The sequence below is a fragment of the Paenibacillus sp. fava2 genome, from assembly GCF_058313675.1.
Map to the genome: position 1 here is coordinate 4751810 of NZ_CM177755.1, position 24126 is coordinate 4775935.

Genomic DNA, 24126 nt, shown 5'->3' on the forward strand with positions numbered 1-24126 from the left:
TATTGGCCTGTAGCTACAGCTTATTCGTTTGCTATACGCTTCCCTCCGGCAGTTTCATAAGATGAAGCCATCCTTATGAATAACACCGGAAGGGGACAAACAGAAGATGGAAATCGTATTGTTCACCGTTGTGCCTTTGGTTGAGATTGCTTTGGCTGTATATTGTCTGGTTACGAAGCAGCGGCAGAGAAAAGTAAAGAGCCTGGTCAGAGTTACTGTGTTTATCATGTTTGTTATGCTCACCCTGTTGCCTGGGATTGAATGGAGCTTTAGCTGGATTATTTGCGCAGGTATGCTGCTTCTTTTGGCTGCGGCAGGCCTGTTGCCGCTAATCCGGCAGCCCAAAGCAAATCCCCGTGTGTTCAAACGCTCAGCCATTGTGGCAAAAGCAATCCTGATGCTCATTGTGCTGACGTTGGCTTTTGCACCTGTACTGCTTTTTCCGCAATACAGATTGCCTGAGGTTACAGGGGAATATCCTGTTGCAACAGCTATGTATACCTACACGGACAAGAACCGTATTGAGGAGTTTACGGATACCGGTGAGAACAGACACGTAAATGTGGAATTCTGGTATCCGGAGCAGACTGAAGGGACTTATCCGCTGCTGGTCTTTTCCCATGGGGCTTACGGAATCAGCTCAAGCAATACCTCTACGTTTACCGAACTTGCCAGCCATGGCTATGTCGTTGCTTCCATCGGCCACCCCTATCATTCTTTTTATACGGAAGCTGAGGATGGAACGCTGACGATGATCAGCCCGGATTATTTCCGGGAATTCAATAATACTAACAAAGACGGGATTTATACGGCAAAGGAGCTTTACGGGATCATTCAAAAATGGATGAAGCTGCGCACCGGCGATATGAATTTGGTGATAGATTCGGTTATGGAAAATGCTGCAAAAGGCAACGGCCCTGCTGTTTATGGGCTAATTGATCCGGCTAGAATCGGGGTATTCGGCCACTCAATGGGCGGCGCAGCCAGTGTCTGGCTTGGAGCGGAGCGTGGCGACATCGGTGCCGTTGTCAATCTGGACGCCCCGCTGTTCAGCGAGCTTCGTTATGACCGGGAGGCGGATGATTTTACCGCGGCTAATGAAGCCTATAATATCCCGCTGCTTAATATTTACTCCGACGATGTATGGAAGCAGCTTGACTATGCCACTGTGTATGCTGCCAACAAAACAGCTGATCAAACATTCACCGAAGCATACTCCGTTCATTTTCAGGGAGCCAATCATATGAGCCTGACCGATCTGCCGCTGTTCTCCCCTATACTGGCTACAATGATGCCGGTTGGAAAAGCGGTCATTGATAAATACTACTGCATCGAGAACATGAATCGGCTGGTACTGCAGTTTTTTGATTATACGTTGAAGGGGATTGGCGATTTCTCTCCGAAAGAGGTGTATTGAATCAATCTGTCAATCTGCTCTCTCACAGCTCCAACCAATATAGGCCCCATATTTTTTACCGTACATGCTCATGAGATGACTCTGATAATCAATTTGCGCTAATGCTTCCGTCTTGGCAGCTGTAAAAGTGACCCGGTTATCTGTTTCGGAAACCCGCTCAATTTCAAACGATGTGAAAGCAAGTTCCTTTGCAAATGTATCTGCATCATCTAAGGAAATCTCGAAATAATGTGCTATACGACAAGTATTGATGCGCCTGAGATGGATGCCGGATTCAACGATCTTCTTGTTATTACTCTTCCTGCGGGATTTTTGTTCTTCATCCGTTTCTATGATGCCTGTAAGACCCTCACCAAAAAGATTGTCAATTTGGTACCGGTTATAGTCCAAAATCCACTTCCGGTGCTGATGGTAGATAGGCAGCAGAACGTCTTTATCGGAACTGTAAACATCACAGCCGCGATCGTCATACATATGAAACAAAATTCCTTTTGTTTTGTTGTACAGGTAAATTTGGCCGCCTGCTTCCGGTTTACGCCTGAAATCTAAATTGCCAATGGACTCCAGTACATACGGTATCCGGATTTCTTTGGCTTTGATTTCAGCCTTCCATTCAAAAGTATAAAGATCTTCTTCCGATTCATCGAACTCATATGGCAGAACACTTGAACTTAACTGCTGCCTCAACCGGGTTTTGAAAAAGCGCTTTAAACGTACAGTACTGGCACATTTTTCATTTCTGCTATAACTGGTATGATGTAAAAAAACTACATGGTCCTCAGGATCAAAAATGGAACGGCAAATCGAATTCGCGCGATGCAGACCTTCCCTGCGGTAGGCCTCATCCATCAAGCTTCCCAAACCCAGTTCAAAACGTATGTAAAGAGCATGGGCTGTCACTTCTTTTACAATATTCACTGGGATGTTCCCCTCATCTTCATATATAAATTCACAAAGGCCCATCCCAGGATGGACCTTTCTTGTTTAAATGCTCTTATTATCCCTGATAATCCCTTTTGGATTCCAGCTCGGCCAGAATGTCCTTGTCTTCAGCGTTGTCTCTCGTCACCTTCTGTACGCCGATCGCACTATACGAAATTAGCAGAATCACAGCGATGTAGTACCCTTTTACATTTAACTGAAACGGAGCATTGTACAGGCCAATAAAGAACATGGCGTAACCGATAACTAAACCTGCAATGGCCATACCGGTAAAAGCAGCTGTGTTCCTCATCCGGTGTTTCGGATTCTCCAGGCGGATTTCTCTATCTTCCGTATTGTCCCGGACAACCTTCTGCATGACGATGCAGCTGATCGTAATCAGCACCATGCACAGAATATAATACCCCTTCACATTCAGCTCCCAATTGTCATTGTAGACACCCAGGCAGAATAAGAACAGGCCTGCTGCCAAGGCAAAATAAGAAGCCAATGTGAAGGCAGTCGTGTTACGCTTGCGGTACGTTTGATTCATCTGCTGATTTCTCCCCCCACTGCAATCTGGAATGCACTATTCCTCCTCCACTATACCCTGAAAGTTTGGTAAAATTCTACCATAATTTACTTTACTCACGCTTATCTGCGCTGCATCCGTTTAACAGATAAATTTTGCTGAATTGTGAGATGTAATCGGATTCTGTAAAAGTTAGTTCCGTAATTTTATCCAGCCAGTCCATAGTAGTTCCTATATGATCATAGCCTGACAACAGATCCTCCCTGCTGCTCACATCGATACCAAGCTTTGTCCAGGTCACCCTGTTTCCCGTCCGCACTACATGCGCAACCACCACCGTACAGCTTAAATCACAATCGTCCGGGCACATCAATACCGGCATTACAAACTCATTACTGGTGCAATTGTACCTTGATAATATAAACTCTCTCTCCCCCGGATCATCCAGCCAGTCCGGCATCACCGGAATTAACCCTTCAAGATTGCGTGAGGGATAGTGATTATGCAGTAATGCATCAAGAGGCATACCGTCTATAACGATAATGTGATGCTCAACTTTACAAAAGTGACTCCTACCCAGTACCACTTCTATGTTGTTAAAAATATCGGTCATTATAGCCACACTCCCTATTCCATTATTCTTTACAACGTTTGAAAATCCCGGAGCTGTCTCCGCTGCCAACCGCATTGTGTATTTTGCCGACATCACTGCTGTCATTTTCTATCCGATTGGACATTCTGCGCATATACATCACACAGGCCTGATCCTATAGTTAAGGCAGGAAGCGCTGCAGATCAGCAGACGTCAGGAATGATGTGCGGAAAGGTGGAAGACAGCTATGCAAGCAGTACAGGATCACGGCGGCCGGGAGTTCTACGAAGGACTGCTCCTTTCGATGATAGAGCCGTTAAAGGGACGTTTCAGCCCGGGAAAAGCCAGGCTTCAGCTTGGCGCTGAAACAGCCGGATACGGGAGCAGCGTTGCAGGAATGGAGGGCTTTTCACGCCTGCTATGGGGACTGGTTCCTTATTGGGCCGGCGGCGGTAAAGAGGTCAGCCTGCTGCCCGTTTATCTGGAGGGTCTGGCGAACGGAACCAATCCGGATTCTCCGGAATATTGGGGGGATCTGCACCATAAAGACCAGCGGATGGTGGAAATGGCCGCTATCGCTTTCGGGCTGCTGATGATCCCGGAGAAATTATGGGAGCCTATGCCGGAGCATAGCCGTAACCATCTGGCAGCATGGCTGGGGCAGATTAATCTCTATTCCTTAGCCGAAAACAACTGGCAGTATTTCAATGTTATCACCAACCTGGCGCTGAAGCATATAGGCATGCCATACAGCAACGAGCGTATGGAAGAAGCTATGGCTAAATATGAGTCCTTTTATTTGGGGAACGGCTGGTATTCCGACGGGTTGCGTCCTCAGAAGGACTACTATGTTTCGTTTGCGATTCATTTCTATTGCCTGCTGTATGCCAAGTTTATGTGTGATGAAGACCCGCTAAGATCAGCGCTGTTCAAAGCAAGAGCCAAGGAGTTTGCCGGAACCTTTATCTACTGGTTTGATGATGAAGGCAAGGCCCTGCCCTTCGGGAGGTCCATGTCCTACCGGTTTGCCCAGGCAGCCTTCTGGAGCATGAGCGCGATGCTGGAGCTTGATGTTCTGCCAATGGGAGTATTAAAAGGACTCATAGAACGGCATATGGAGCAGTGGCTGCGGCAGCCTATTTTTGATAATGGCGGCGTGTTATCCATTGGTTATGCGTATCCGAATCTCAATATGTCAGAGGGTTATAATGCATCCGGTTCCCCGTACTGGGCTTTCAAAAGCTTCGCGCTGCTTGCCCTTCCTGCAGACCACGAGTTCTGGACCGTGAAAAGCGAGCCTCTTCCCAAGCTTGAACAGCGGCTGGCTATCGCCGAGTGTAACATGCTGATCTACCGCAGCGGCTATAGTGTCACCGCGCTTACGGCCGGGCAATACCCGGTTCTGCAGCTTACCCACGCAGCTGAAAAATACGCAAAGTTCGCGTATTCCACCCGGTTCGGGTTCAGCTGCCCCAGATCGTACAGTCATCTGCATGAGGCGGGAACAGACAGCATGCTGGCTTTTTACGTTCACGATATGATTTATGTGCGAAAAGCCTGCCTGGAATATAACGTCACCGCAACAGAGGTATATTCCAGATGGAGCCCGGCCAAGGGCATTGAGGTCGAGACTTGGCTTATTCCAACAGATGAAGGTCATATCCGGCGCCATACGATTACCAGCGAATTGGAATGCACCGCATATGACTGCGGGTTTGCTTATCCCGACCTGCCCGGAGAGACCCGCAGAGAGGTTAGCGATACCTTTGCTGCTGTCATAGATGCTAATGGCAGAAGCTCAGCAGCTTCTGGCACCGGCAGACCTATGGTGATCACCAGCGCGCCGAATACCAATCTGATTTTCCCCACCGCGTTAATCCCGGCTATTGAATACCGGATTCCAAAGGGAAGGCTTAGTGTCGAAACCAGAATTGAGGCAGATTTCGCAGATGTCAAAATACAGATAGGAAGTGGTCACGGTTATGAGATATGCGATCAGTGAAACGGACCGCCAGTGGGCGGCCCGGGTCTGGGACAAGCTTGAATTAAAAGTAAAAGCAGAATGCCTCCGCGTCGGCCCGATCATGCCCTATATTCCAGTCAATGGAACCTACGGGGACATGGCTGAGTGGAACCTTGTCTGGTGGACAAACGGCTTCTGGGCCGGCATTCTGTGGCAGATGTACCACTCTACCAAGGATGATCTATACAAAGACACAGCTGAACAAATCGAAGCAAAACTGGATCAGGGGTTAGCTGACTACATGGGCCTGGATCATGATCTGGGATTCCTGTGGTTACATACGGCTGTGGCTGATTTCCGGCTTACCGGAAATCAGCAGTCCCGTATCCGCGGGCTTCATGCAGCAGGTATTCTCGCCGGGCGGTTTCAGCCGGCCGGCGGATATATCCGGGCCTGGAACGAAGGGCAGGACGGCATCGCCATTGTAGACTGTCTGATGAATCTTCCCCTGCTCTATTGGGCTGCTGACCAGCGCAAGGATTCCGGCCTCAAGCAGATTGCACTCAAGCACGCTGACATGGCCCTGCAGTACGTATTGCGGCCGGATGGCTCCTGTAACCATCTGGTGCAATTTGATACGGAAACTGGTGGGTACCTGGATAATCCGGGCGGGCAAGGGTACGAGAGCGGCTCTTCCTGGACCCGCGGCCAATCCTGGGCTGTCTATGGCATGGCGCTTTCTTACCGGTATACCCTGAAGCAGGAGTATCTGGATGCCGCCAAACGGTCAGCGCATTATTTTATCGCGAATGCCGCCGTCAACGACTACGAGATACCTATTGATTTCCGTTCGCCGGAAGAGCCTTTGTATATTGATACAACTGCTGCCGTGTGCGCTGCCTGCGGACTACTGGAGCTATCCGAATTTGTTGGTGAATATGAGAAAGGTCTGTATACAAAAGCTGCGGTCCGGCTCCTGAGGAAGATCGGTGAGATATTCTGTGACTGGAACCCCGGGACGGATTCCATCGTCTCCCACGGCTCCGGAAGGTATCACCGGGAGTCGGACCGTGAAGTGCCGATTATTTACGGCGACTACTTTTTTCTGGAGGCCATTCTGCGGCTGTTAGACCGGGACTTTCTGATCTGGTAGCTTATTCAATATACCGCATGGCCAGCTCTGTGTGATATCTGGACAGATTTTTTGAAAATCGCTGATCCGGATATCCGCGGTGCAGCAGCTTCAGCCCGGCCGAGATTAAGGCGATATGATGATGGAACCGGTAAAACCGCATCCTGTCAGGATCAAGGGAATCGTTCTGCAAATAGCGGTAATACTCGCCGAATCTGAATTCAAGAAAGCTGTGCTCATGCTCGATATCAAAGAACCGCACGCCTTCAATATCAATCAGATAAGGCTCAAGCCTCTCATTTACCAGCAGGTGGTCGGGGCCGAGTTCATCGTGGATCAGCCCGTATTCTGTCCTTGGTCCGATTCTGTCTGCAAGCTCATTCAGTTTATCCAGCAGCTTCTCTTTATTAGTGTTAATGAGGTCGATATACTGCACTGCGTAAGCTAACTGCAGCTTTGCATTATCCTGCAGCACCAGATGACATTGGCCTGCTTTACGTACGTTACGATGCTGCTCAGGTGCACCAAAGGTATTTCTCTTAATGTTATGCATGGCTGTAACCAGAGTCCCTACCTGCTGTAAAACATGCTCCTTAACCTCCGGATCAGGATGACTGAAATAGGCTTCAGCTTTTTGTCCGTCAATATACTCAACCAGCGCGTAATCAAACGTATAGTCCGTTCTGTCATTATTCAAGTCGTAAAGTGCCGGCGTGCGGATGGAATGTTCCTTCAAAAACCTGTTGCTGGATGCAAACAGGCCGCTGCCATATGAACTTGCATTGATCGTATTTTGTTCGATTTCCTGCTGAAAAAAGTTCATGGTCAGATCCCACACATAAAGCACACAACAGAAGCCGTTCGTGCAGTCTACCTTATAGACTACCTTTTGGGCACCGCCATGCATTCTGGTCACACCTGAAACTACGTGGGAGCTTCCAAAAACCTGGCCGATATATTTCTGCAGTGCAAGGGGGTCTAGGTGGCAGCTAACGTTAACATTCATTGAACAACACTCCTGATCATTGTATTGCCGGCTACCTCACTGTATAATAATCCCTGGAAAAAATATAGACTGTTTCTTCCCGTTCTGCTATGATGTTGAATAAGGTCTTTGTAAAAATAGCCATACGCAGCAGCCCATCGATTTAAGTCGAGCGGCTGCTTTTTTGTTGCTGCTTGGGTGCAGGAAATGGCTCAGAGAACATAGTCGCCCCCCTTGCCCACGTATAACCTTTTCTGACCTTTTACATGCTCTTCGCTTGTCTCTCGCGTGTCTTTCGCATGTCTTTGGCCTGTCCTCTGCACTTTGCATGTCTCCGTACGCCCTTCGTATGCCCCGTATGCCTTTCAAATGCCCTCTGCATCTCCTTCGCATCCCCTTGGCGTCTACTTGGTATGCTCTTCGCATCTCCATCCCTACCCGGCTAACGGACTCAGATGACCTTATCTGCCGCAAAATCCCAAGTATCACATTCTAACGGACACCAGCGCCGTTAATTAACCAGCTCAGCCTCAAAATTACCTGTCCTGGGCGAAATAAGGTCATCTCGGTCCGTTAGCTCCTCAAAAAGCACCGTTTGGCGAAAATAACGGCTGTGGTGTCCGTTAGCGTCCAAGGCGGCCGACGGGTGGTCCTTACAAAGTTCTTTTGGGTTGGGATATGCCGGGGTTTGTACTGATGCTGAGGTTGGTGCGCCGAGCTGGAGTTACACTTCTATTGCAGTTGGCGGGTTGAGCCGGGAGGTTACACTACTTTTGCTGTTGGCGGGTTGAGCCGGGGGTTACACTAACATTGCACTTGGCGGGTTAAGCGGGAGGTTACACTACTACTGTAGTTTGTGGGTTAAGAGGGAGGTTACACTACTTTTGCTGTTGGCGGGTTAAGCGGGAGGTTACTCTACTATTGCTGTTGGCGGGTTAAGCGGGAGGTTACTCTACTATTGCTGTTGGCGGGTTAAGCGGGAGGTTACACTAACATTGCAGTTAGCAATGCTGAGCCGGGCTTTGCACAGCAGCTGGTTGGGCTTTTTGGCTTTTTGGCTTTTTGGCTTTTTGGCTTTTTGGCTTTTTGGCTTTTTGGTTTTTTGGCTTTTTGGTTTTTTGTTTTTTTCTTGGCGTTTTGTTTCGGAGCGCAGCAATCGAAACACCAAAAAGCGTTTGCTATGCAGTGCTAGCAAACGCTTTTGCTGCTTTCCCCCACCTTGGCGAGGTGATGGGAGTAACGGAGGGAAAGTTTGGAGCTGGAGGAGCGGAGCGTCCGCCTGAAAGCTTTCCGCAGGAAAGCTCACTTCGGAAGCATAGGCTATGTTTGGATTTCTACCGCGATTAGCGGTTCAAATCAGGAAATCCAAACATAACAGCGGCCGGAAGCCCAAAGCTTTCCCGGAGTTACGCCCAATCACCGAGCAAAGCCTACTTCTTCGACGAGTACTTCCGCATATCAAACGATACCGCAGCGATGATGATCAGACCTTTGATGATCAATTGATAATAAGGGCTGATGCCGATGAAGGTCAGACCGTAGTTAATGAGGGTGAAGATGATAACCCCGACGAGTACACCCGGAACGGTACCGATACCGCCTGTAGTGGATACGCCGCCGACTACGCAGGCCGCGATGGCGTCAAGCTCGTACATGTTACCGTAGTTATTGGTAGCTCCGCCTGTTCTTGCTGCTTCGAGAACACCAGCCAGACCGTACAGGGCACCTGCGATAGCGTAGATGTAGATCAGGTTCTTGGATACGTTGATACCGGAAACCTTGGCAGCCTGCATGTTGCCGCCGATGGCGTACATGTTTTTGCCGAGCTTGGTTTTGTTGAACAGCACCCAGACAATGGCGGCGACGACTATCGCTATGATGACGATGTATGGTATGGAATACTGGCCGCTGCCGATAAAGCCGGAGCCAATCTTGGTGAAGTCCTCACGCAGTCCGCCGATTGGCTGTGACTGGTTCGGGTCCATATCGAAATACAGGGAGTTTACGCCGTATACGATCAGCATGGTGCCCAGTGTGGCAATGAACGGCGGTACATTGAGCTTGGAAACGACGAGACCGTTGACCAGACCGCAGAGGAGACCGGCCACGATAGCAATGACGATTGGAAACAGTACATGCACCTGCGGCAGATCCGGGAAGAAACGGCGGGAATAATCCGGAATTTGCAGCATCGATGCCGAGATAACGGCGGTGAAGCCGACTACACGGCCTGCCGACAAGTCGGTACCTGCTGTAATCAGGATGAAGGCCACCCCGAGGGCAATAATAACGCGGGTTGAAGATTGGATCAGTACGTCACGCAGAGTGTTGACTGACATAAAGCTTGGTTCGTATACGATAATCCCCATTATGAGAATGACAAGTACGATATAGATTGCATTCTGGGTGATAAAGGATTGTGCTTTTTTTACGTCCATGAGTAGTGTTCCTCCTTAAGTGTTACGCGAAGTTTAGCGATTCTAATGTGAGCTGAACCAGCTGTACAGGAAGCACCTCCGACTTCGCTGTTGTCAGTACTGCTCCTATCCTAGTGCTGTGCGGCGAGACGCATAACTTCGGTTTCCGTAGCCTGGTCGCCTTCTAGTATTCCTGTAAGCCGTCCTTCGGACATGACCATTACACGGTCAGACATGCCCAGCAGCTCAGGCATTTCGGAGGAGATCATAATGATGCTCTTCCCCTGCTTCGCAAGGTCGGCAATAATTGAATAAATTTCAAATTTGGCTCCGACATCAATCCCCCGGGTAGGCTCATCGAGCAGCAGAATTTCCGGCTCGGTCAGCAGCCATCTGGCCAGCAGCACCTTTTGCTGGTTACCGCCCGAAAGGTTCATAATCTGTACCTTGGTGGTTGGTGTCTTCGTACGGAGCTTCTCGATCATCCGGTCGACTTCTACCTTTTTCTTCTTGCCGTCAAGCAGGAGATATGGCTTCTGGTAACGGTCCAGATTGGCAATCGCTCCGTTCTCATGGACAGACAGTACAGGGAAAATACCGGTTACGCGGCGTTCCTCCGTCAGCAGGGCCAGACCATGCTTTTTGGCATCCTGCGGTGAGTTGATGTTGACCTTTTTCCCGTCGATGGAGATGCTGCCGGACTGGATGGCTCTGAGCCCGAACAGGGCTTCAATAACCTCTGTACGCTGTGCACCTACAAGTCCGCCTACACCGAGAATTTCACCGCGCCGGAGTGTAAATGAGACATCCTTGAACGATCTCGGCTCCGGGGAAGTCAGTCCTTCCACCTTCAGATAGACCTCACCAGGTACGTTGCTGCGTTCCGGGAAGCGGCTCGTCAGGTCGCGTCCAACCATCCGGGAGATAATCAGATCTGTTGTCAGCTCAGCAGACGGCCAGGTACCGATCTTTTTACCGTCACGCATAATGGTTACTTCATCAGAGATTTCAAGAATTTCTTCCATCTTGTGGGATATATAGATAATAGCTACGCCTCTTTTTTGCAGGTCCCGGATAATCCGGAACAAATGCTCTACTTCCACGCTTGTCAGGGAAGAGGTCGGCTCATCCATTACGATAACGCGGGAATGAAAAGAAACGGCCTTCGCGATTTCAATGGATTGGATTTTGGATACTGACAGCTTGCCTACCAAGGTTTCGGGATTCAGATCAATGTCCAGATCCTTGAACAGACTTTCCGTATCCGCATACATTTTTTTGTGGTCAATGAATTGAATCGGCCCGATTCCCCTAGTCGGAAAACGTCCCAGCCAGATGTTCTCCATCACGCTCCGGAACGGTACCGGATGAAGCTCCTGGTGAATCATTGAAATCCCGTGCCCAAGGGCATCGTTAGAGTTGGTAATATTGGCTTTTTCGCCATCCAGAAAGATCTCACCGGCGTCCGGTGAATAAATGCCAAAGAGACATTTCATCAGTGTGGACTTTCCTGCCCCGTTTTCGCCCATGAGTGCATGAACCGAACCCGGTCTAACCTTGAGGCTAACTCCATCCAGCGCCTTAACGCCGGGGAATTCTTTTGTAATATTGTTCATTTCCAGCAAAAACTCAGCATTAGCCATGTTGTTACGCCCCCTACGCTTTTTTCTTTTTCCATGAGAGGCACAGCGGTTCTATCCTGTTCCCTACCCTTAAGGAAGTCCGGAGAGCGGATGGGCCCGCTCCCCGGTTATCATTTTGTCTATTAGTTCTGTTTATACCAGAGGCTATTATTGCGCGTCAGCTACGTTGTCTTTAGTGATCTTTTTGTAGGAGATCCACACGTATTGGTTGTCAGTGATGTCGAAGCCTACGTTGTCTTTAGTAGGAGTTTCGCCCTTAGCCAACAGCGCTGCAACCGTGATTGCCGCTTTACCCTGGTTGTTCGCATCGTTCAGTACTGTTCCGAGCATCGTTCCGTCCTGCAGAGCCTGAACAGCTGGTGCTGTAGCGTCAACACCTACTACCGGCATGTATTTGTCGCCAGTGAAGTAGCCCTGCGCTTTCAGAGCTTCAATTGCGCCCAGTGCCATGTCATCATTGTTAGCCAGAACCGCTTCGATCTTGTCACCGTGGGAACCAAGGAAGGCAGCCATTTTTTCCTGTCCTTTTACGCGGTCCCACATTGCAGTATCTTCAGCCAGCTTTTCAACCTTGATGCCGGCATCTTCGATAGCCTGGATGGAGTAAGTCGTGCGCAGCTCGGCATCCTGGTGTCCCGGTTCGCCTTTGAGCATTACGTACTGCAGCACGCCGTCGCCGTTTTTGTCAGCCTCAGGATGTGCCTTCCAGTAGTCAACGATCAGCTGGCCGGACATCGTGCCGGACTCTTCTGCTTTTGCACCTACATAGTAGACTTTATCCCATTTCTTCATATCTTCCGGAAGCGGTTCGCGGTTCAGGAATACTACCGGAATGTCAGCTGCTTTAGCTTTGTCAATGATAACGCCGGCAGCCGTGCGGTCAACAGGGTTGATCAGCATGCCGTCATATTTTTTGGTAACGAACAGGTCAACCTTGTCGTTCTGGGTCGGCTGCGAGTTTTGGCTGTCTACGATGTCTACAGTTGCAATACCTTTAGCTGCTGCATCGATTGCGTTACGAACGCCGGTCATGAAGGTATCATCAAATTTGTAAATCGCTACACCGACTTTAGGCGTTTCGCCGCTGCCGGAATTCGCTGTGTCCGCTGCCGAGTTGCCGGCCGGAGCATTTGTTGCAGCTGTATTAGCAGAGTTGTTGTTATTGCCGCCGCAGCCTGCCAGAGCTGCACCCAGTAATGCACTAGCAAGTAAAACGGAAGTGAGTTTTTTCATAATTTAATGACCTCCTGGTGATGTTTCTTTATTAGTGTGTCCGTGTCTCAGGCACATCCTTATTATGCCCCACATGAAAACGGTTGCGAATATAAAATACTACTGTCTTTTATAAAAATTCTAATATCATAAAAATCCTATTTTACGAACGGAAACAGCAGCTTCTGATTCTCCGGATACAGCATATTGTCCAGATCAATCAGCTTCGTCCCGGTATCCACACGCTCCGGCACGTCCATTCCCTGCACCGCTTCCACCGCATATTTCACTGCCAGATAGCCGTTGCTGAACGGATTCTGGATGACAGTGGCCTGAACGGTGCCGTTCTGCAGCAGCTCCAGCATGGATGGAGAGCTGTCAAAAGCGACCATTCTGATAATGTTATCAAGTCCCATGCTCTGAATCACCTTGCCCGCTCCCTGGGAGGCCGTCTCGTTCAGTGTGGCGATCCCCCGCAGCCCCGGATGGTTCTTCAGCATTTGCCGGGTCAAATCTTCAGCTTCGATGGTACTCGAGGTGGTATATGAAATCTGCACTACATGAATGTTCGGATAACGGGCGGCATAGTTCAAAAAACCCTTTTCCCGCTCATCCGCATCCCGGGCCCCGTAATCTATCGAGCCGCTCTCATGCTCCCCGTTCAGGGGAGCGCTGGTAAAATTAAGAATGCCGATTTCTCCGGTGCCGTTCAGCAAATTAATCAGACGTTCAGCAGATTTCTGGCCGGCCTCATAGCCGTTGGAGCCGACATAGGACCTTACCTTTGCAGAGCCGACCTCGGCATCAACCGAAATAACCGGGATCTTGGAATACGCCGCCTGGTCGACAACCTGAGCGAGCCCCATATAGCTGCTGGCCGCCAGTATAATAGCATCTGCGTGCTGGCTGATCGAATCCTCAACCATGGCAACCTGCTCATCAATCATGCTCTCGGAATCCGGCGCTTTGAACGTCAGATTGACATTGAACTCCTTGGCAGCCGCTTCTGCACCAAGCTTGACCGTATTCCAGTAATCACCCTTGTTCATCTTGACGATCATATGGATATTGCGTGCGTTTTTGGTATTGATATAGACAGGTGACGTATTAAAGCAGGAGGTAACCGATAACCAGACCAGCCCGCACATCAGCAGCGTCAGTATTAGACGTATGATCTTCATAAAGGCTCCTCCCCCTCTATACTCTCCGGGTTTGCACTGCTGCTAACCGCCGGAAAAACAATCGTTACCGTTGTCCCCTCTTCCAGCTCGCTTTCAAAAGCAAGCCCGAATTCGCGCCCGTAATAAAGTCCGATTCTTTCGTTGACATTGCGTACCCCGACACCGGAGCCGTTGCCGCTTTTTCCGCCGCCGCTCAGGATTGTATTCAGCGTCTCTTTGGACATGCCTATCCCGTTATCGCTGATTTTGATAATAATCAAATCATCCTGCAGCTCCGCAGTAATCAGCACCAGCCCCTCATCGGGGGACATTTCAATGCCGTGGTAAAGCGCGTTCTCTACAATCGGCTGCAGAATCAGCTTAATCGTCTGAAGCGGCAATACCTCCTCCTGTGCCCTGATTTCGAACCGGAATTTATTCTTAAAGCGGAAGCTCTGAATCACCAGATAATGGCGGATATGATCGAGCTCCTCCTGAACAGTAATGATGTTGTTTCCTTTACTGAGACTGATCCGGAAAAACTTCGAGAGTGACTGGATCATCGTGATGACCTCGTCATTTTTGCCGCGTTCGGCCAGACGGACAACAGAGTTGAGCGTATTGTACAGAAAATGAGGGTTAATCTGCGACTGCAGCACCTCCAGCTCACCCTTGCGCTTCGTTTCCTGCTCGTAGATAATCTGATCCATCAGCTGCCGGATCCGCTGCAGCATCAGGTTGAAGCGCCTGGACAGCTGCTCTACCTCATAGGCGCCGCTCACATTGATCGGAGTATTAAGATCCCCGTCTCCCACCTGCTTGACTGTCCGCTCCAGCTTGCGGATGGGGCTGGCAATCAGCCAGGAAAGGAGGACGGACACCGCGATAACACACAGGATAACTGCGGCCAGAAACCAGATCAGGAACTGGTTCAGGTCGCGTTTGGTCGTTACAATCTCATCGTAATAGGCTACGCCGACGATTTTCCAGCCCGTCTCTTTCACCGTCCGGACGGTAATAAACCGCTTCTCCCCGGTTGATTCATCGAGATAGCTCCGGTAAGCATACTCAAGCACCGGCTCCACATTCTCATACTTCAGGCCGGCGTAAATCAGCTGCTGCTGCGGATGATAGACGATATTGCCCAGCGGGTCGAGAATATAAGCATATCCGCGCTTGCCGAGCTTGACCTGACGGCTGAGCTGATCAATCGTCCGGAAGTTAAAATCAATCAGCAGAATGCCAGACTTCAGTTCCCCGTCCTGCTTGTACTGAATCATTTTGCTGATGGACACGACCCAGGTGTATTTTCCCTTGAACAAATTCTGGATATGCGGCGCGGAGTAGGAGATGTCAGGCGTTTTCTGGGCGCTGGTGAACCAGCTCTGGCTATGCAGCTGCGTATTCAGCCGCATGCTTTGTCCCGGTGTACCGACGACATACTGACCCTGAGGGGTAAAAACAGCCACAGAAACCAGATCCTCTCGGCTGCTCATCAACGTATCCATCCGTTCATAGAGCAGCGGCGAGTCTATGGATGCACTTGAGGTAATCTGCTTCTCCGCCGTATCAAAAATATTGCTCATTCCCTTCACATACAGCTCCAGGTTGTAATTAACCTGTTCAATAATCTGCTGCATATTCAGGTTGGCGTTCTCCTCCGCGGTTTTGGCAAATTTGTTGTACAGCATAAAAGCGACAATGACTGCTACAAGAACAGCCACTGCCGTAAAGGAGAGGGTAATAATCAGCTGAATGCTCCGCAGCTTGGCAGAGAGGCGCATCCGGCCGCGCTGGCCGGTCTGCGGACGCAGCGGGAAGAAATCCCCCTTGCTTTTGTTCATCACTTATCCTCCCCGGGAGCTGTTCTTATACTCTTTGGGCGACTGCCCGTATTTTTTGCGGAAACAGAAGCTGAAATAATTCGGGTCGGAGAAGCCGATCTTTTCCGCTATTTCAAACGCCTTCAGCTCTGTGGAACGGAGCAGCTCCTTGGCCGCCTCCAGGCGGATCTGCAGCAGATAGCTGACAAAGGTCATCTTCATCTCTTTTTTAAAAATGCTGCTGAAATAACCTGTGCTGATATGCAGATGCTGGCAGACCCGGCCGATGGAGATGTCGGACTCCTCATAATGGCTGCGGATATAATCCTTGGCCTGATCAATCAGCTGTTTATAGCTGGACTGGCGTTCAGAAGCAATTGTGTCCATCAGCCTGGTGCAGATACTGATAATCCACTGCTTCGCTTCGCCCATATTATTGAATTTGTTGATTTCGGACAGCGTGGAAATGCCGGAACCGATGAATTCCGCAGCTTCCGTGCCCGACTCTTTGGCTACACGAAGGATGGACGTTATAATTTCCAGCAGAAAAATCTGATAATCCTGTGTAGACACATGCGCAGTATCCAGCCCGCCGAACAGTTCGTCCACTACTTCCTTCAGCTCCTGCACCGTTCCCAGCTTGATCGTACGGATCAGGGACTGCTGGGTCAGTTCATCAAACGCCAGCAGCTGATTGGACCTGGACTCGACATCCTCGATCCAGATCACTCTATTGTTTCCCAGAATGAGCCGGTAATCCAGTGCCTGAATTGCATCAGCAAAGGAATTGAACAGCATGCCTGCCGACTGGCAGACCGTTCCGGCTCCGGCAGTCACCGTCAGCTTGAGAAAGCGCTGTACATTCTGGCGGATCTCTTCAAGGACGGTTAACGTATTGCCTGTAATCTCAGCTTCTTCTGCCGCCTGACTGACAGACAGCAGCACGACATCATCACGGTGAATGAATACTTTGCCGAATCCATGCTTCTGGCATATTTCCTCGGCAATATTCAGAATGGCAAACAGCTGCAGGTTATGATCCCCGGTATCGCGGAGCGACACATGTCTGCTTACCCCCGTCCCCTGATCTTCTCCGGTATGAATATAGTCAATGCTGATAACCGAAGCCTGAAATTGTCTGCCGGCAAGGTCTATGTTGTATTCCGTGCTTTTATCGCTGATCTCCTTCAGCGGCAGCCGGCGGGACACCAGCGAGGAGAGGAATTGCTCCCGCAGCACCGGCAGGCTTTTGCGGTAATGCTCGGTCAGCACATATACGTTCTCCTTCTCGGCGATTTCTGCTTCAATAGCCGCTCTTACCTTAAGAAGAACATCAATCAGCTCCTGCGATGAGAACGGTTTCAAAATGTATTCGTCGATCTGCAGCTTGATCGCCTTCTGGGCGTACTCAAACTCATCATATCCGGTCAGGATGATGATCTTTGTATTGGGATGGCGGCTGCGGATCCATTCGGCCAGCTGCAGCCCGTTCATGAACGGCATCTGGATATCCGTTACGACCACATCCGGCAGCAGCCGGTCGATGGCGTCTGCCGCTTCCCGCCCGTTCTCCGCCTGGTCGACCACTTCAAAGCCGTATTGCTCCCAGTCAATTTGGGCAATGATCCCTTCCCGCACATCTTCTTCGTCTTCTGCAAGAATCAGTTTATACATGCTTCATCCCTCTTTGGATTAATATATGTTTCTATGGAATAGCGGAAATGAGTCCAGGGTTGTCCTGATCTCAAAAGGTAAAAAAGCCCGGCTGTTTCAATGACCTCTGTTTCTGTTTAAAACAAATAAGTCTGCAAAATAGCGGGCATTTCACTATAATATTAGTCTGCCCGTTTGGCAAGGGTCAACCTGAAGAATTTTTCGCGGGGGACGGGAATCTACCGGAGTAATGCTAGAACTACGGGTTAAGGTATGTACATAACGTAATAGGCCCAGAAATAAAAAAAACCATCCCGTTAGCTCCGGGATGGGGATGATTGCACGTATAAGATTTACAGCAGGGCTTTGCTGAAGCGGTAGCCTGCGCTTTTCTCGAATCCGATATGACGGTAAAAAGCGTGCGCCGGTGCGCGCTCTACACGGTTGCCGCTTCTCAGGAACAGCTGGCAGCAGCCTTTCTGGCGGGCCCATTCTTCAGCTGCAGCGACCAGTCTTTTGCCAAGACCGTGTCCTCTGAGCTCCTCTGATACGATCAGCGCGGTAATTTCCGTAATGCAGTCTGCCTGCTTATAATAGGATTTAACCTGATGAAGATCAATCATTCCCACAACTTCATTGTCCAGCTCAGCAACCATTGTGCAATGGAACGGATCATGCTCCATGCCTTCCATTCTCTCTTTCATCACGCTAAGCGTTGTCGGATAGCCGAATTCACGCAAAAGGGCTGTGACTCTCTCCAGATCACTTGCACCCCATTTGCGAATTTGCAGTACCTGCTCCTGAGTACTACTGTTCATCCTCATATACCTCCACTTTTAGCATAGACGCCGCCCTTTTAGCTGCCGTCCGCGCGATATTCACATCTTCCGCCGCACTTAGGGCTACTGCCATCCGCCGTCCAGGACGGATTTCAGGTTTGCCGAATACCCTTACCTGTGTGCGCGGCAGTGCCAGCGCTTCACCGATGCCGGAGATTGTGAAGGCTTGTCCTTCAGCCTCCGCCTTCAGGGTAGCCGATGCCCCCGGTGTCATTAACGTCACCGAGTCCAGCGGAAATCCAAGAATGGCTCTGACATGCAGAGCAAATTCCGATAAATCCTGTGTAATCATTGTAACCATGCCGGTATCATGCGGTCTTGGTGATACTTCGCTGAACAATACCCCCTGCTCCGTAAGGAACAGCTCAACTCCAAAAATCCCCAGACCGCCAAGCTGATCGGTAACTGCAAGGGCAATGGACTGCGCCTCCGCCAGCTGTTCAGGGCTCATCTGATGCGGCTGCCAGGATTCAACATAATCCCCGTCCTTCTGGATATGGCCGATAGGCGGGCAGAATACAGTGCCGCTAACCGTCCGGACCGTCAGCAGGGTAATTTCACTCTCAAAGGTAACGAACCCTTCGACGATGACGCGTGTCCCTTTGGCACGGGCGCCTTCAAGTGCAATATTCCAGCTACTCTCGGCATCCTCAGGCTGTCTGCAGATGCTCTGCCCTTTGCCGGACGAGCTCATGATCGGCTTAATCACACAGGGTGTGCCAAGCTCTTCAAGCGCTGCTCGCAGCTCTTCCAGACTATCTGCGAACCGGTATGGCGCGGTCGGCAGGCCAAGCTCCTCGGCTGCCAGCCGGCGGATGCCTTCACGGTCCATCGTTAGCCGGGCTGCACGGGCTGTAGGGACGACATTAAAGCCTTCCGCCTCCAGCTCCAGCAGTGCATGTGTGGCAATGGCTTCAATCTCCGGCACAATAAGGTCGGGCTTCTCCTTACGGATCAATGCTTGGAGTGCCTCTGCATCGAGCATATCAATGACATAAGAACGATGAGCAACGCCCATCGCAGGGGCATCCGGATAACGGTCTACTGCTACGGTCTCTACGCCAAGGCGCTGAGCTTCGATGATGACTTCTTTACCCAATTCTCCGCTGCCCAGGAGCAGCAGCTTACGGCTTTGGGCTGAAAAAGGAGCTCCCCACATTGTCGATTCCAACCTCTTTCGCAAATTTAACTGCTGATTTTCAAGGTTTCTGTAAACGAACAGCAGTTTCATTGTAAATTTCCAGGCTTCTTTATTTTCTTCCATCAGCGGTTAATTTGCAAGTGTTCTTCGACATTTTCCTACAAACTTCACAGATCGTTATTCAAAAGCTCCCCGAAAGACTGTTCCAGCCGGTGCAGCTGTGCGGCAATTCCACTCCAGTGCTCCGCCGAATCACCCCCTTTCAGCAGCTCCGACATCGCTTCCTCCCGTTCCTGCAAAGCTTCCTGCAGCCTGGATGCAGCACGGCCTAATGCCGTGTTCAGAGCATCAGCATAGAAGTCGAGCAGCAGCTTCTGTTCCGCTTCAGCCGCCTTAGTGACAGCCTCTTTGAGCAGCGGCTCTGTTTCTGCACGCAGCTCTGAACGGCCCGTGCCTTCAAAGAAATGGCGCGGTGATTTGAAGCGGCTCCAGAAGGCCGGCCAGTCCAGCGGGCTCAGTCCGGCCTCCAGCTTCTCGGGCGCAGCCCAGTGCTCCTGCCCGTCCTCCAGCAGCTCCCGGCCGGATAAAGCCAGTTCTTCCGCCGCTGCCAGGACAGCCTGGCCAGCAAGCCGCCTCCCGGCTGCCTCCAGCCGCAGGGTCATGGCCCACAGCTCCTGCTCCAGCTCCCGCTGCAGTGTACGTTCCAGCTCCCGGCCGCAGGCAGTAAAGATCTCCTTCAAATTACGCGCATCCTCTCGCAGCAGGGAAGGATGAAAGGATTCCTGAAAGAACCGGCCCAGCGCGAAGCTAATCCGCTGGCCGACATGATAGATCAGCTCTGCACCTTCGCGCCGCAGATCACTGGCCGGCCGTTCTTCCGCCGCCAGCAGCGCAAGCCGCCTGCCGGCAGCTTCTTTACGGGCCTGCAGCTCCTGCAGACCTGCTTCCCGTCTACCCGCCTCGGCAGCTGCCAGCTCCCGCCATTCCTCGGCCTGCTGCCGCACCGAAGCTATGCTGTCCCTGGCGGCGTGCAGCGACAGCTGCGGCAGCTCCCCGCCGGCAAACCGGGCCAGCGCGTCCTCAAAGCTGCGGAAGCGGGACGCCTCATACCGGTTGCGGTCGAGTCCTGTTTTGCCTTCCAGAGCCAGCAGGCTGGATAAGGCATAAATCCGCGGCTTGGCCAAGCCGCCTGCGCGCAGATTGCCGGCCACATGCGCCTTTACCTCCTCCAGCTCTTCCTCGCTGCCGGCAAGGTCAGAGGCATTAATAATAAAGAACATTTTATCCAGCGCGAAGCTGTCTTTAATTCTGCCGAGCTGGGCCAGCAGCCCCCGGTCCGCTTTGGAGAAGGCGTGATTGTAATAGGTCACGAAGCAGATGGCATCGGCATTCTTCATATAGCCGAAGGTTACCCCGGTATGGCGGGCATGCAGAGAATCCGCCCCCGGTGTATCGACCAGCACAATGCCGCTTGCGGTAAGCGGGCAGTCATAGTACAGATCCGTCTCCTGAATGAAGCAGGCTTGTGTCTCGTCTGCGACCAGACTGCGGTATTCCTGCAGGTCCACCGTCCGTACCGTACCGAGCAGCGCTTCCGCCTTCTGCCAGCCTGCCGCTGCGGCCCGCAGGAAGCCGATATGCGGCAGCGCCGACGGATGCAGGCCGCCGGCCTGCAGGTTCGCTGAGACGGAGAGCCAGGTCTCCCGCTGCGGCACCGGCAGCTGCAGTACATTGAACGAATGAACAATATCGTCCCAGAATTCCTGCTGCGACTTCATTGTAATGAGGGCATCCCCGTGCCGGTATTCACCCTCCGGCGCAAGAATGCGCCCGACGGCGGCTGTGGCGGGATGCGGAGACACCGGCAGCACGTCTTCGCCCAGCAGGGCGTTGGCGAAGGAGGACTTGCCGGCGCTGAACGCTCCGAACAGCGCCAGCGTAAAGCGGCCGGCGGCAATGGTCTGAGCCCGCGCCGCCAGGCTGCGCGCCGCCGAGGCCATCGCCGGCTCGCCGCGCAGCAGCTCCGCCGCAGCGTCCAGCACCGCTGCGGCCTTGCCCAGCCGGCGGCGCCCGGCCGCCGGCGAACCCGCCGCCGGAGAGGCCGGGGCGGCGGAAGGGCCAGCCGCGGCGCTGCGGCGCGGCTGTGCTTCACGCGGCGGCGCCTCCGGCACGGCCGCGTGCGTGCTTGCCCTTACCCCCGGCAGGGCACCGGGGGTGAGGGCGCGGCGCTGCGGCAGCAGCGCCGCAAGGGCTGCCGCGCGGGCGTCCGCCGCGCGGTCAAGCGCCGCGAGCCTAGCTGCGGCGTCCGCCTGGCGCAGCAGGGCGGCTTCGCGGCGCGCGAGAGCGGAGCGCCGCTCAGCGATGAGCGGCGGCAGCTTCGCCAGCAGCTCATCGCCGGCCGCCAGTGCAGCGCGGCGGTACTGCGCTTTGAGCTCTGCCGCCAGGGCGCGGCAGAAGTTGAGCAGCGCCTCGCCGCTGTCGGCCGTTCCCGGCTTCATCTGCGCCGCGAGCCACTCGCGGCTCACCGCCGGGAAGCTCTCCTTCAGACGGGTCTCTGCCCCGTCCTCCCAGACCTCCAGGCCTTCGGCCCATTCACGCACCGCCTGCAGAAGGTGCCAGTCCAGCTGGCCGGAGATTTCCCGGCTCTGCAGGCTGTGCCAGGAGGCCAGCCGCTTCTCCTGCTCCTTCTCCCGCTTGCCGGCAGTAAACAGGAACCCTCGCCGGAATCCAGGAGCAAGGCTCTCCACATAAGCACCAGCCGCCTCCCGGACATCCGCGGGCATCAGATTGAGGTTGCCCAGCAAGGTATCCAGCATGCTCCGCAGATGCTGCCGCGACTCTTCCTGCAGGCCGGTAAGAGCTTCCTGCTCCCCGGCCAAAGCCTCAAGCGCAGCCTGCACTTCCGCTTCATCCGCTCCTAGCGTTTCCTCCTTGAGCTGTTCCCGCTGCTCACTCTGTTCTTCCGCATAAGCTGTTACAAGCGTTTCAGCAATATGATGGGCTGACCGGGACAGGCTGTATTGCAGCAGCTCCTCACGCCGGTCCACAAGTGCGGCTATTAGCTTCAGCAGCTCCTCCCACTGGTTCAGCGGATGCTCCTCCACCTTCAAGGAAGTGAACAAGAGCCCCGCCGCTTGAATGCCCCAGGTATCGAAAGCGCTTTCCAATTGCTGCCGGTATTCTGTGATTGGAATTTCCTGCTGGCGGTGTTTGTCGATCTGATTGACAATAAGATACAGCGGTTTTCCCCAGTCACTGAGATTTTTGGCGAATGCCAGATTATTTTCGGACTGCACATGATTGTAATCCATTACATAGAAGACTACATCGGCCAAATGCAGCGCCGAGCGGGTCGCCGCCTGATGACCATCATCGGTAGAGTCAACTCCCGGCGTGTCCATCAGCACACCATGCGCCCCCAGGATCGGAACCTTCTCCCACACCTCAATGGCTGAGTATTCACCGCCGCTGCGGCAGTATTCCTGGAGCTGGTCCGGTGTAGTCTCCCAGGGGATTACCGGAATCTCCTTCTGGAGCGGCACGGGATACAGCTTAACACGCGGCTCCCCGGAGCGGATCGACACGATATTGGCACTGGTCGGAACGGGACCTGAAGGCAGTACGTTACTGCCGCAGAGCTTGTTGATCATACTGGACTTTCCGGCAGAGAAATGTCCGCAAAAAGCAAGCGTCAGCTCATCCTTCTGCTCTTTACTCTGCAAGTCCGCAATGACCCTTGCTGTTTCAGCTTCCCCCCACTGATCCATCAGCTCTTTAAATGAGGCTAATGATGAGTCCTTTAACTGATTCTGGTTCTGATTCTGGTTCTGATTCTGTTCCAGCTTCGTCTGTTCTGCCCGCACAAGTGCCCACCTCCGCCGTTTCCTTAAAATTCCACAGCTATATAACTATGTACTTCAGTAAGAATATGTCCATTAATTGTAAATAACCGCTTCCAACTAGCCGGAATCTTGCATGATTGACTGAATTGGTGATGAATTGCATCCCGGCAATACTTCAAAACATATTATTTCAAATTTAACCGGTCACAGATTACCTACATTTTATCACCTGTCTGTCACAAATCAAATCATCACGTTTTACAAAATCAGCTATAATCCCTTACAAAACGAGAGAACAATCCTTGCTGCTGAAATCGAACGGAGATTGTTAATGACCCGGCACAGGTATAACGCACAGCTGTCATCCAAGGAGAACTCTTCATTTGATAAATAGAGGTAAGCGAACGAGATATGAATTTGGATAGATTGAATTTGGATAGATTGGATTGGGAGTTGACCTAAGGAGCGGATTTGGGGAAGTTATGCAGGCTGTCAGCAAAAGGCTGGTTTTTTGAGTATTATACACGGTTCGGGTTTATAGTCCGTAAAAGAAGACCCACAAGCTATAAGCATCGGTAAGCTGAGAGGTGAGGTACTTCTACTGTACTTTGTACAACAGAAACGAGTTAAATCAGCCTGAAAATGAGAATCTATTGTATTCTGTACATTAGATTCTCAGATTTTTGGCGCTTTCATCTTATTTCCCGATAATCAATTGTACAAAATGCAATAGAATGGATTTTCCACTCGTTCAGTAACAATTCTATTGCACAAAGTACAATCACTCACTCCAAATTAGGGAGAGCTTATCATTAATGAGCCCATAGCTCCACCAAATACACTTATACATACAA

At 51.6% G+C, this 24126-nt stretch carries 17 protein-coding genes and 1 pseudogene; 3 read left to right on the forward strand and 15 right to left on the reverse strand.

The window, feature by feature from the left end; translation table 11 throughout:
* The first annotated feature begins 106 nt into the window (after positions 1 to 106).
* Positions 107 to 1417: an alpha/beta hydrolase family protein gene (locus AC4G46_RS20865; RefSeq protein ID WP_491124400.1), complete on the forward strand. Its 1311-nt coding sequence runs from the start codon at positions 107 to 109 to the stop codon at positions 1415 to 1417.
* A gap of 9 nt (positions 1418 to 1426) precedes the next feature.
* Here the strand turns inward: AC4G46_RS20865 and AC4G46_RS20870 are convergent, their stop codons facing one another.
* The 4 genes and pseudogenes from AC4G46_RS20870 to AC4G46_RS20885 all read right to left on the reverse strand — a co-directional run bounded on the left by AC4G46_RS20870 (position 1427) and on the right by AC4G46_RS20885 (position 3588).
* Positions 1427 to 2335: a DUF3885 domain-containing protein gene (locus AC4G46_RS20870; RefSeq protein WP_491124401.1), complete on the reverse strand. Its 909-nt coding sequence runs from the start codon at positions 2333 to 2335 to the stop codon at positions 1427 to 1429.
* A 79-nt stretch (positions 2336 to 2414) separates the two neighbouring features.
* Positions 2415 to 2717 carry a YiaA/YiaB family inner membrane protein gene (locus tag AC4G46_RS20875; RefSeq protein ID WP_491128943.1) on the reverse strand — a complete coding sequence of 101 codons (303 nt, stop codon included), beginning with the start codon at positions 2715 to 2717 and terminating at the stop codon, positions 2415 to 2417.
* Positions 2709 to 2891, reverse strand: a pseudogene (locus AC4G46_RS20880) (YiaA/YiaB family inner membrane protein); the annotation flags it as partial. The pseudogene AC4G46_RS20880 and the gene AC4G46_RS20875, both read right to left, overlap by 9 nt.
* Before the next feature lie 91 nt (positions 2892 to 2982).
* Positions 2983 to 3588, reverse strand: a complete 606-nt coding sequence (locus AC4G46_RS20885; protein ID WP_491124402.1) for a hypothetical protein — start codon at positions 3586 to 3588, stop codon at positions 2983 to 2985.
* A gap of 121 nt (positions 3589 to 3709) precedes the next feature.
* Between AC4G46_RS20885 and AC4G46_RS20890 the strand changes: the two genes are divergently transcribed.
* Both AC4G46_RS20890 and AC4G46_RS20895 read left to right on the forward strand, forming a co-directional pair.
* On the forward strand, positions 3710 to 5464 hold the full coding sequence (locus AC4G46_RS20890) for a DUF2264 domain-containing protein (protein ID WP_491124403.1): 1755 nt from the start codon (positions 3710 to 3712) through the stop codon (positions 5462 to 5464).
* Positions 5445 to 6578 (forward strand): glycoside hydrolase family 88 protein, encoded by a 1134-nt coding sequence (locus tag AC4G46_RS20895; protein ID WP_491124404.1) that lies wholly within the window; start codon positions 5445 to 5447, stop codon positions 6576 to 6578. Before AC4G46_RS20890 ends, AC4G46_RS20895 begins: the two co-directional genes overlap by 20 nt.
* A gap of 1 nt (position 6579) precedes the next feature.
* Here the strand turns inward: AC4G46_RS20895 and AC4G46_RS20900 are convergent, their stop codons facing one another.
* The 11 genes from AC4G46_RS20900 to AC4G46_RS20950 all read right to left on the reverse strand — a co-directional run bounded on the left by AC4G46_RS20900 (position 6580) and on the right by AC4G46_RS20950 (position 23293).
* Positions 6580 to 7563 (reverse strand): phosphotransferase family protein, encoded by a 984-nt coding sequence (locus AC4G46_RS20900; protein WP_491124405.1) that lies wholly within the window; start codon positions 7561 to 7563, stop codon positions 6580 to 6582.
* 934 nt (positions 7564 to 8497) lie between these two features.
* Complete coding sequence (locus AC4G46_RS20905) at positions 8498 to 8737, reverse strand: hypothetical protein (RefSeq protein ID WP_491124406.1); 240 nt, start codon at positions 8735 to 8737, stop codon at positions 8498 to 8500.
* Positions 8738 to 8972: 235 nt separating this feature from the next.
* Positions 8973 to 9980 carry a galactose/methyl galactoside ABC transporter permease MglC gene (gene mglC / locus AC4G46_RS20910; RefSeq protein ID WP_491124407.1) on the reverse strand — a complete coding sequence of 336 codons (1008 nt, stop codon included), beginning with the start codon at positions 9978 to 9980 and terminating at the stop codon, positions 8973 to 8975.
* A gap of 110 nt (positions 9981 to 10090) precedes the next feature.
* Complete coding sequence (locus AC4G46_RS20915; protein WP_491124408.1) at positions 10091 to 11602, reverse strand: sugar ABC transporter ATP-binding protein; 1512 nt, start codon at positions 11600 to 11602, stop codon at positions 10091 to 10093.
* 147 nt (positions 11603 to 11749) lie between these two features.
* Positions 11750 to 12835, reverse strand: coding sequence for a galactose ABC transporter substrate-binding protein (locus AC4G46_RS20920; protein WP_491124409.1), 1086 nt, complete (start codon positions 12833 to 12835; stop codon positions 11750 to 11752).
* Between the two features lie 137 nt (positions 12836 to 12972).
* Positions 12973 to 13995 carry a substrate-binding domain-containing protein gene (locus AC4G46_RS20925; RefSeq protein WP_491124410.1) on the reverse strand — a complete coding sequence of 341 codons (1023 nt, stop codon included), beginning with the start codon at positions 13993 to 13995 and terminating at the stop codon, positions 12973 to 12975.
* Positions 13992 to 15818, reverse strand: coding sequence for a sensor histidine kinase (locus tag AC4G46_RS20930; protein WP_491124411.1), 1827 nt, complete (start codon positions 15816 to 15818; stop codon positions 13992 to 13994). Before AC4G46_RS20930 ends, AC4G46_RS20925 begins: the two co-directional genes overlap by 4 nt.
* A 3-nt stretch (positions 15819 to 15821) precedes the next feature.
* Positions 15822 to 17471 (reverse strand): response regulator, encoded by a 1650-nt coding sequence (locus AC4G46_RS20935; RefSeq protein WP_491124412.1) that lies wholly within the window; start codon positions 17469 to 17471, stop codon positions 15822 to 15824.
* Between the two features lie 332 nt (positions 17472 to 17803).
* A complete protein-coding gene (locus AC4G46_RS20940) occupies positions 17804 to 18268 on the reverse strand; it encodes a GNAT family N-acetyltransferase (RefSeq protein WP_090714193.1) in 465 nt (154 codons plus the stop codon).
* The gene (purT, locus tag AC4G46_RS20945; protein WP_491128944.1) at positions 18258 to 19448 is read right to left on the reverse strand and encodes a formate-dependent phosphoribosylglycinamide formyltransferase; all 1191 of its coding nucleotides are present in this window, start codon (positions 19446 to 19448) and stop codon (positions 18258 to 18260) included. Before purT ends, AC4G46_RS20940 begins: the two co-directional genes overlap by 11 nt.
* A 149-nt stretch (positions 19449 to 19597) precedes the next feature.
* Positions 19598 to 23293 carry a dynamin family protein gene (locus tag AC4G46_RS20950; protein ID WP_491124413.1) on the reverse strand — a complete coding sequence of 1232 codons (3696 nt, stop codon included), beginning with the start codon at positions 23291 to 23293 and terminating at the stop codon, positions 19598 to 19600.
* Positions 23294 to 24126: the final 833 nt, after the last annotated feature.

Excerpts from the sequence above, each read along its gene's own strand:
- purT (WP_491128944.1), bottom strand. The coding sequence starts at position 19,448 with ATGTGGGGAGCTCCTTTTTCAGCCCAAAGCCGTAAGCTGCTGCTCCTG.
- AC4G46_RS20915 (WP_491124408.1), bottom strand. The coding sequence starts at position 11,602 with ATGGCTAATGCTGAGTTTTTGCTGGAAATGAACAATATTACAAAAGAA.
- AC4G46_RS20865 (WP_491124400.1), top strand. The coding sequence starts at position 107 with ATGGAAATCGTATTGTTCACCGTTGTGCCTTTGGTTGAGATTGCTTTG.
- AC4G46_RS20900 (WP_491124405.1), bottom strand. The coding sequence starts at position 7,563 with ATGAATGTTAACGTTAGCTGCCACCTAGACCCCCTTGCACTGCAGAAA.
- AC4G46_RS20890 (WP_491124403.1), top strand. The coding sequence starts at position 3,710 with ATGCAAGCAGTACAGGATCACGGCGGCCGGGAGTTCTACGAAGGACTG.
- AC4G46_RS20920 (WP_491124409.1), bottom strand. The coding sequence starts at position 12,835 with ATGAAAAAACTCACTTCCGTTTTACTTGCTAGTGCATTACTGGGTGCA.
- AC4G46_RS20885 (WP_491124402.1), bottom strand. The coding sequence starts at position 3,588 with ATGACAGCAGTGATGTCGGCAAAATACACAATGCGGTTGGCAGCGGAG.
- mglC (WP_491124407.1), bottom strand. The coding sequence starts at position 9,980 with ATGGACGTAAAAAAAGCACAATCCTTTATCACCCAGAATGCAATCTAT.
- AC4G46_RS20940 (WP_090714193.1), bottom strand. The coding sequence starts at position 18,268 with ATGAACAGTAGTACTCAGGAGCAGGTACTGCAAATTCGCAAATGGGGT.
- AC4G46_RS20925 (WP_491124410.1), bottom strand. The coding sequence starts at position 13,995 with ATGAAGATCATACGTCTAATACTGACGCTGCTGATGTGCGGGCTGGTC.
- AC4G46_RS20930 (WP_491124411.1), bottom strand. The coding sequence starts at position 15,818 with ATGAACAAAAGCAAGGGGGATTTCTTCCCGCTGCGTCCGCAGACCGGC.
- AC4G46_RS20875 (WP_491128943.1), bottom strand. The coding sequence starts at position 2,717 with ATGCAGAAGGTTGTCCGGGACAATACGGAAGATAGAGAAATCCGCCTG.
- AC4G46_RS20895 (WP_491124404.1), top strand. The coding sequence starts at position 5,445 with ATGAGATATGCGATCAGTGAAACGGACCGCCAGTGGGCGGCCCGGGTC.
- AC4G46_RS20935 (WP_491124412.1), bottom strand. The coding sequence starts at position 17,471 with ATGTATAAACTGATTCTTGCAGAAGACGAAGAAGATGTGCGGGAAGGG.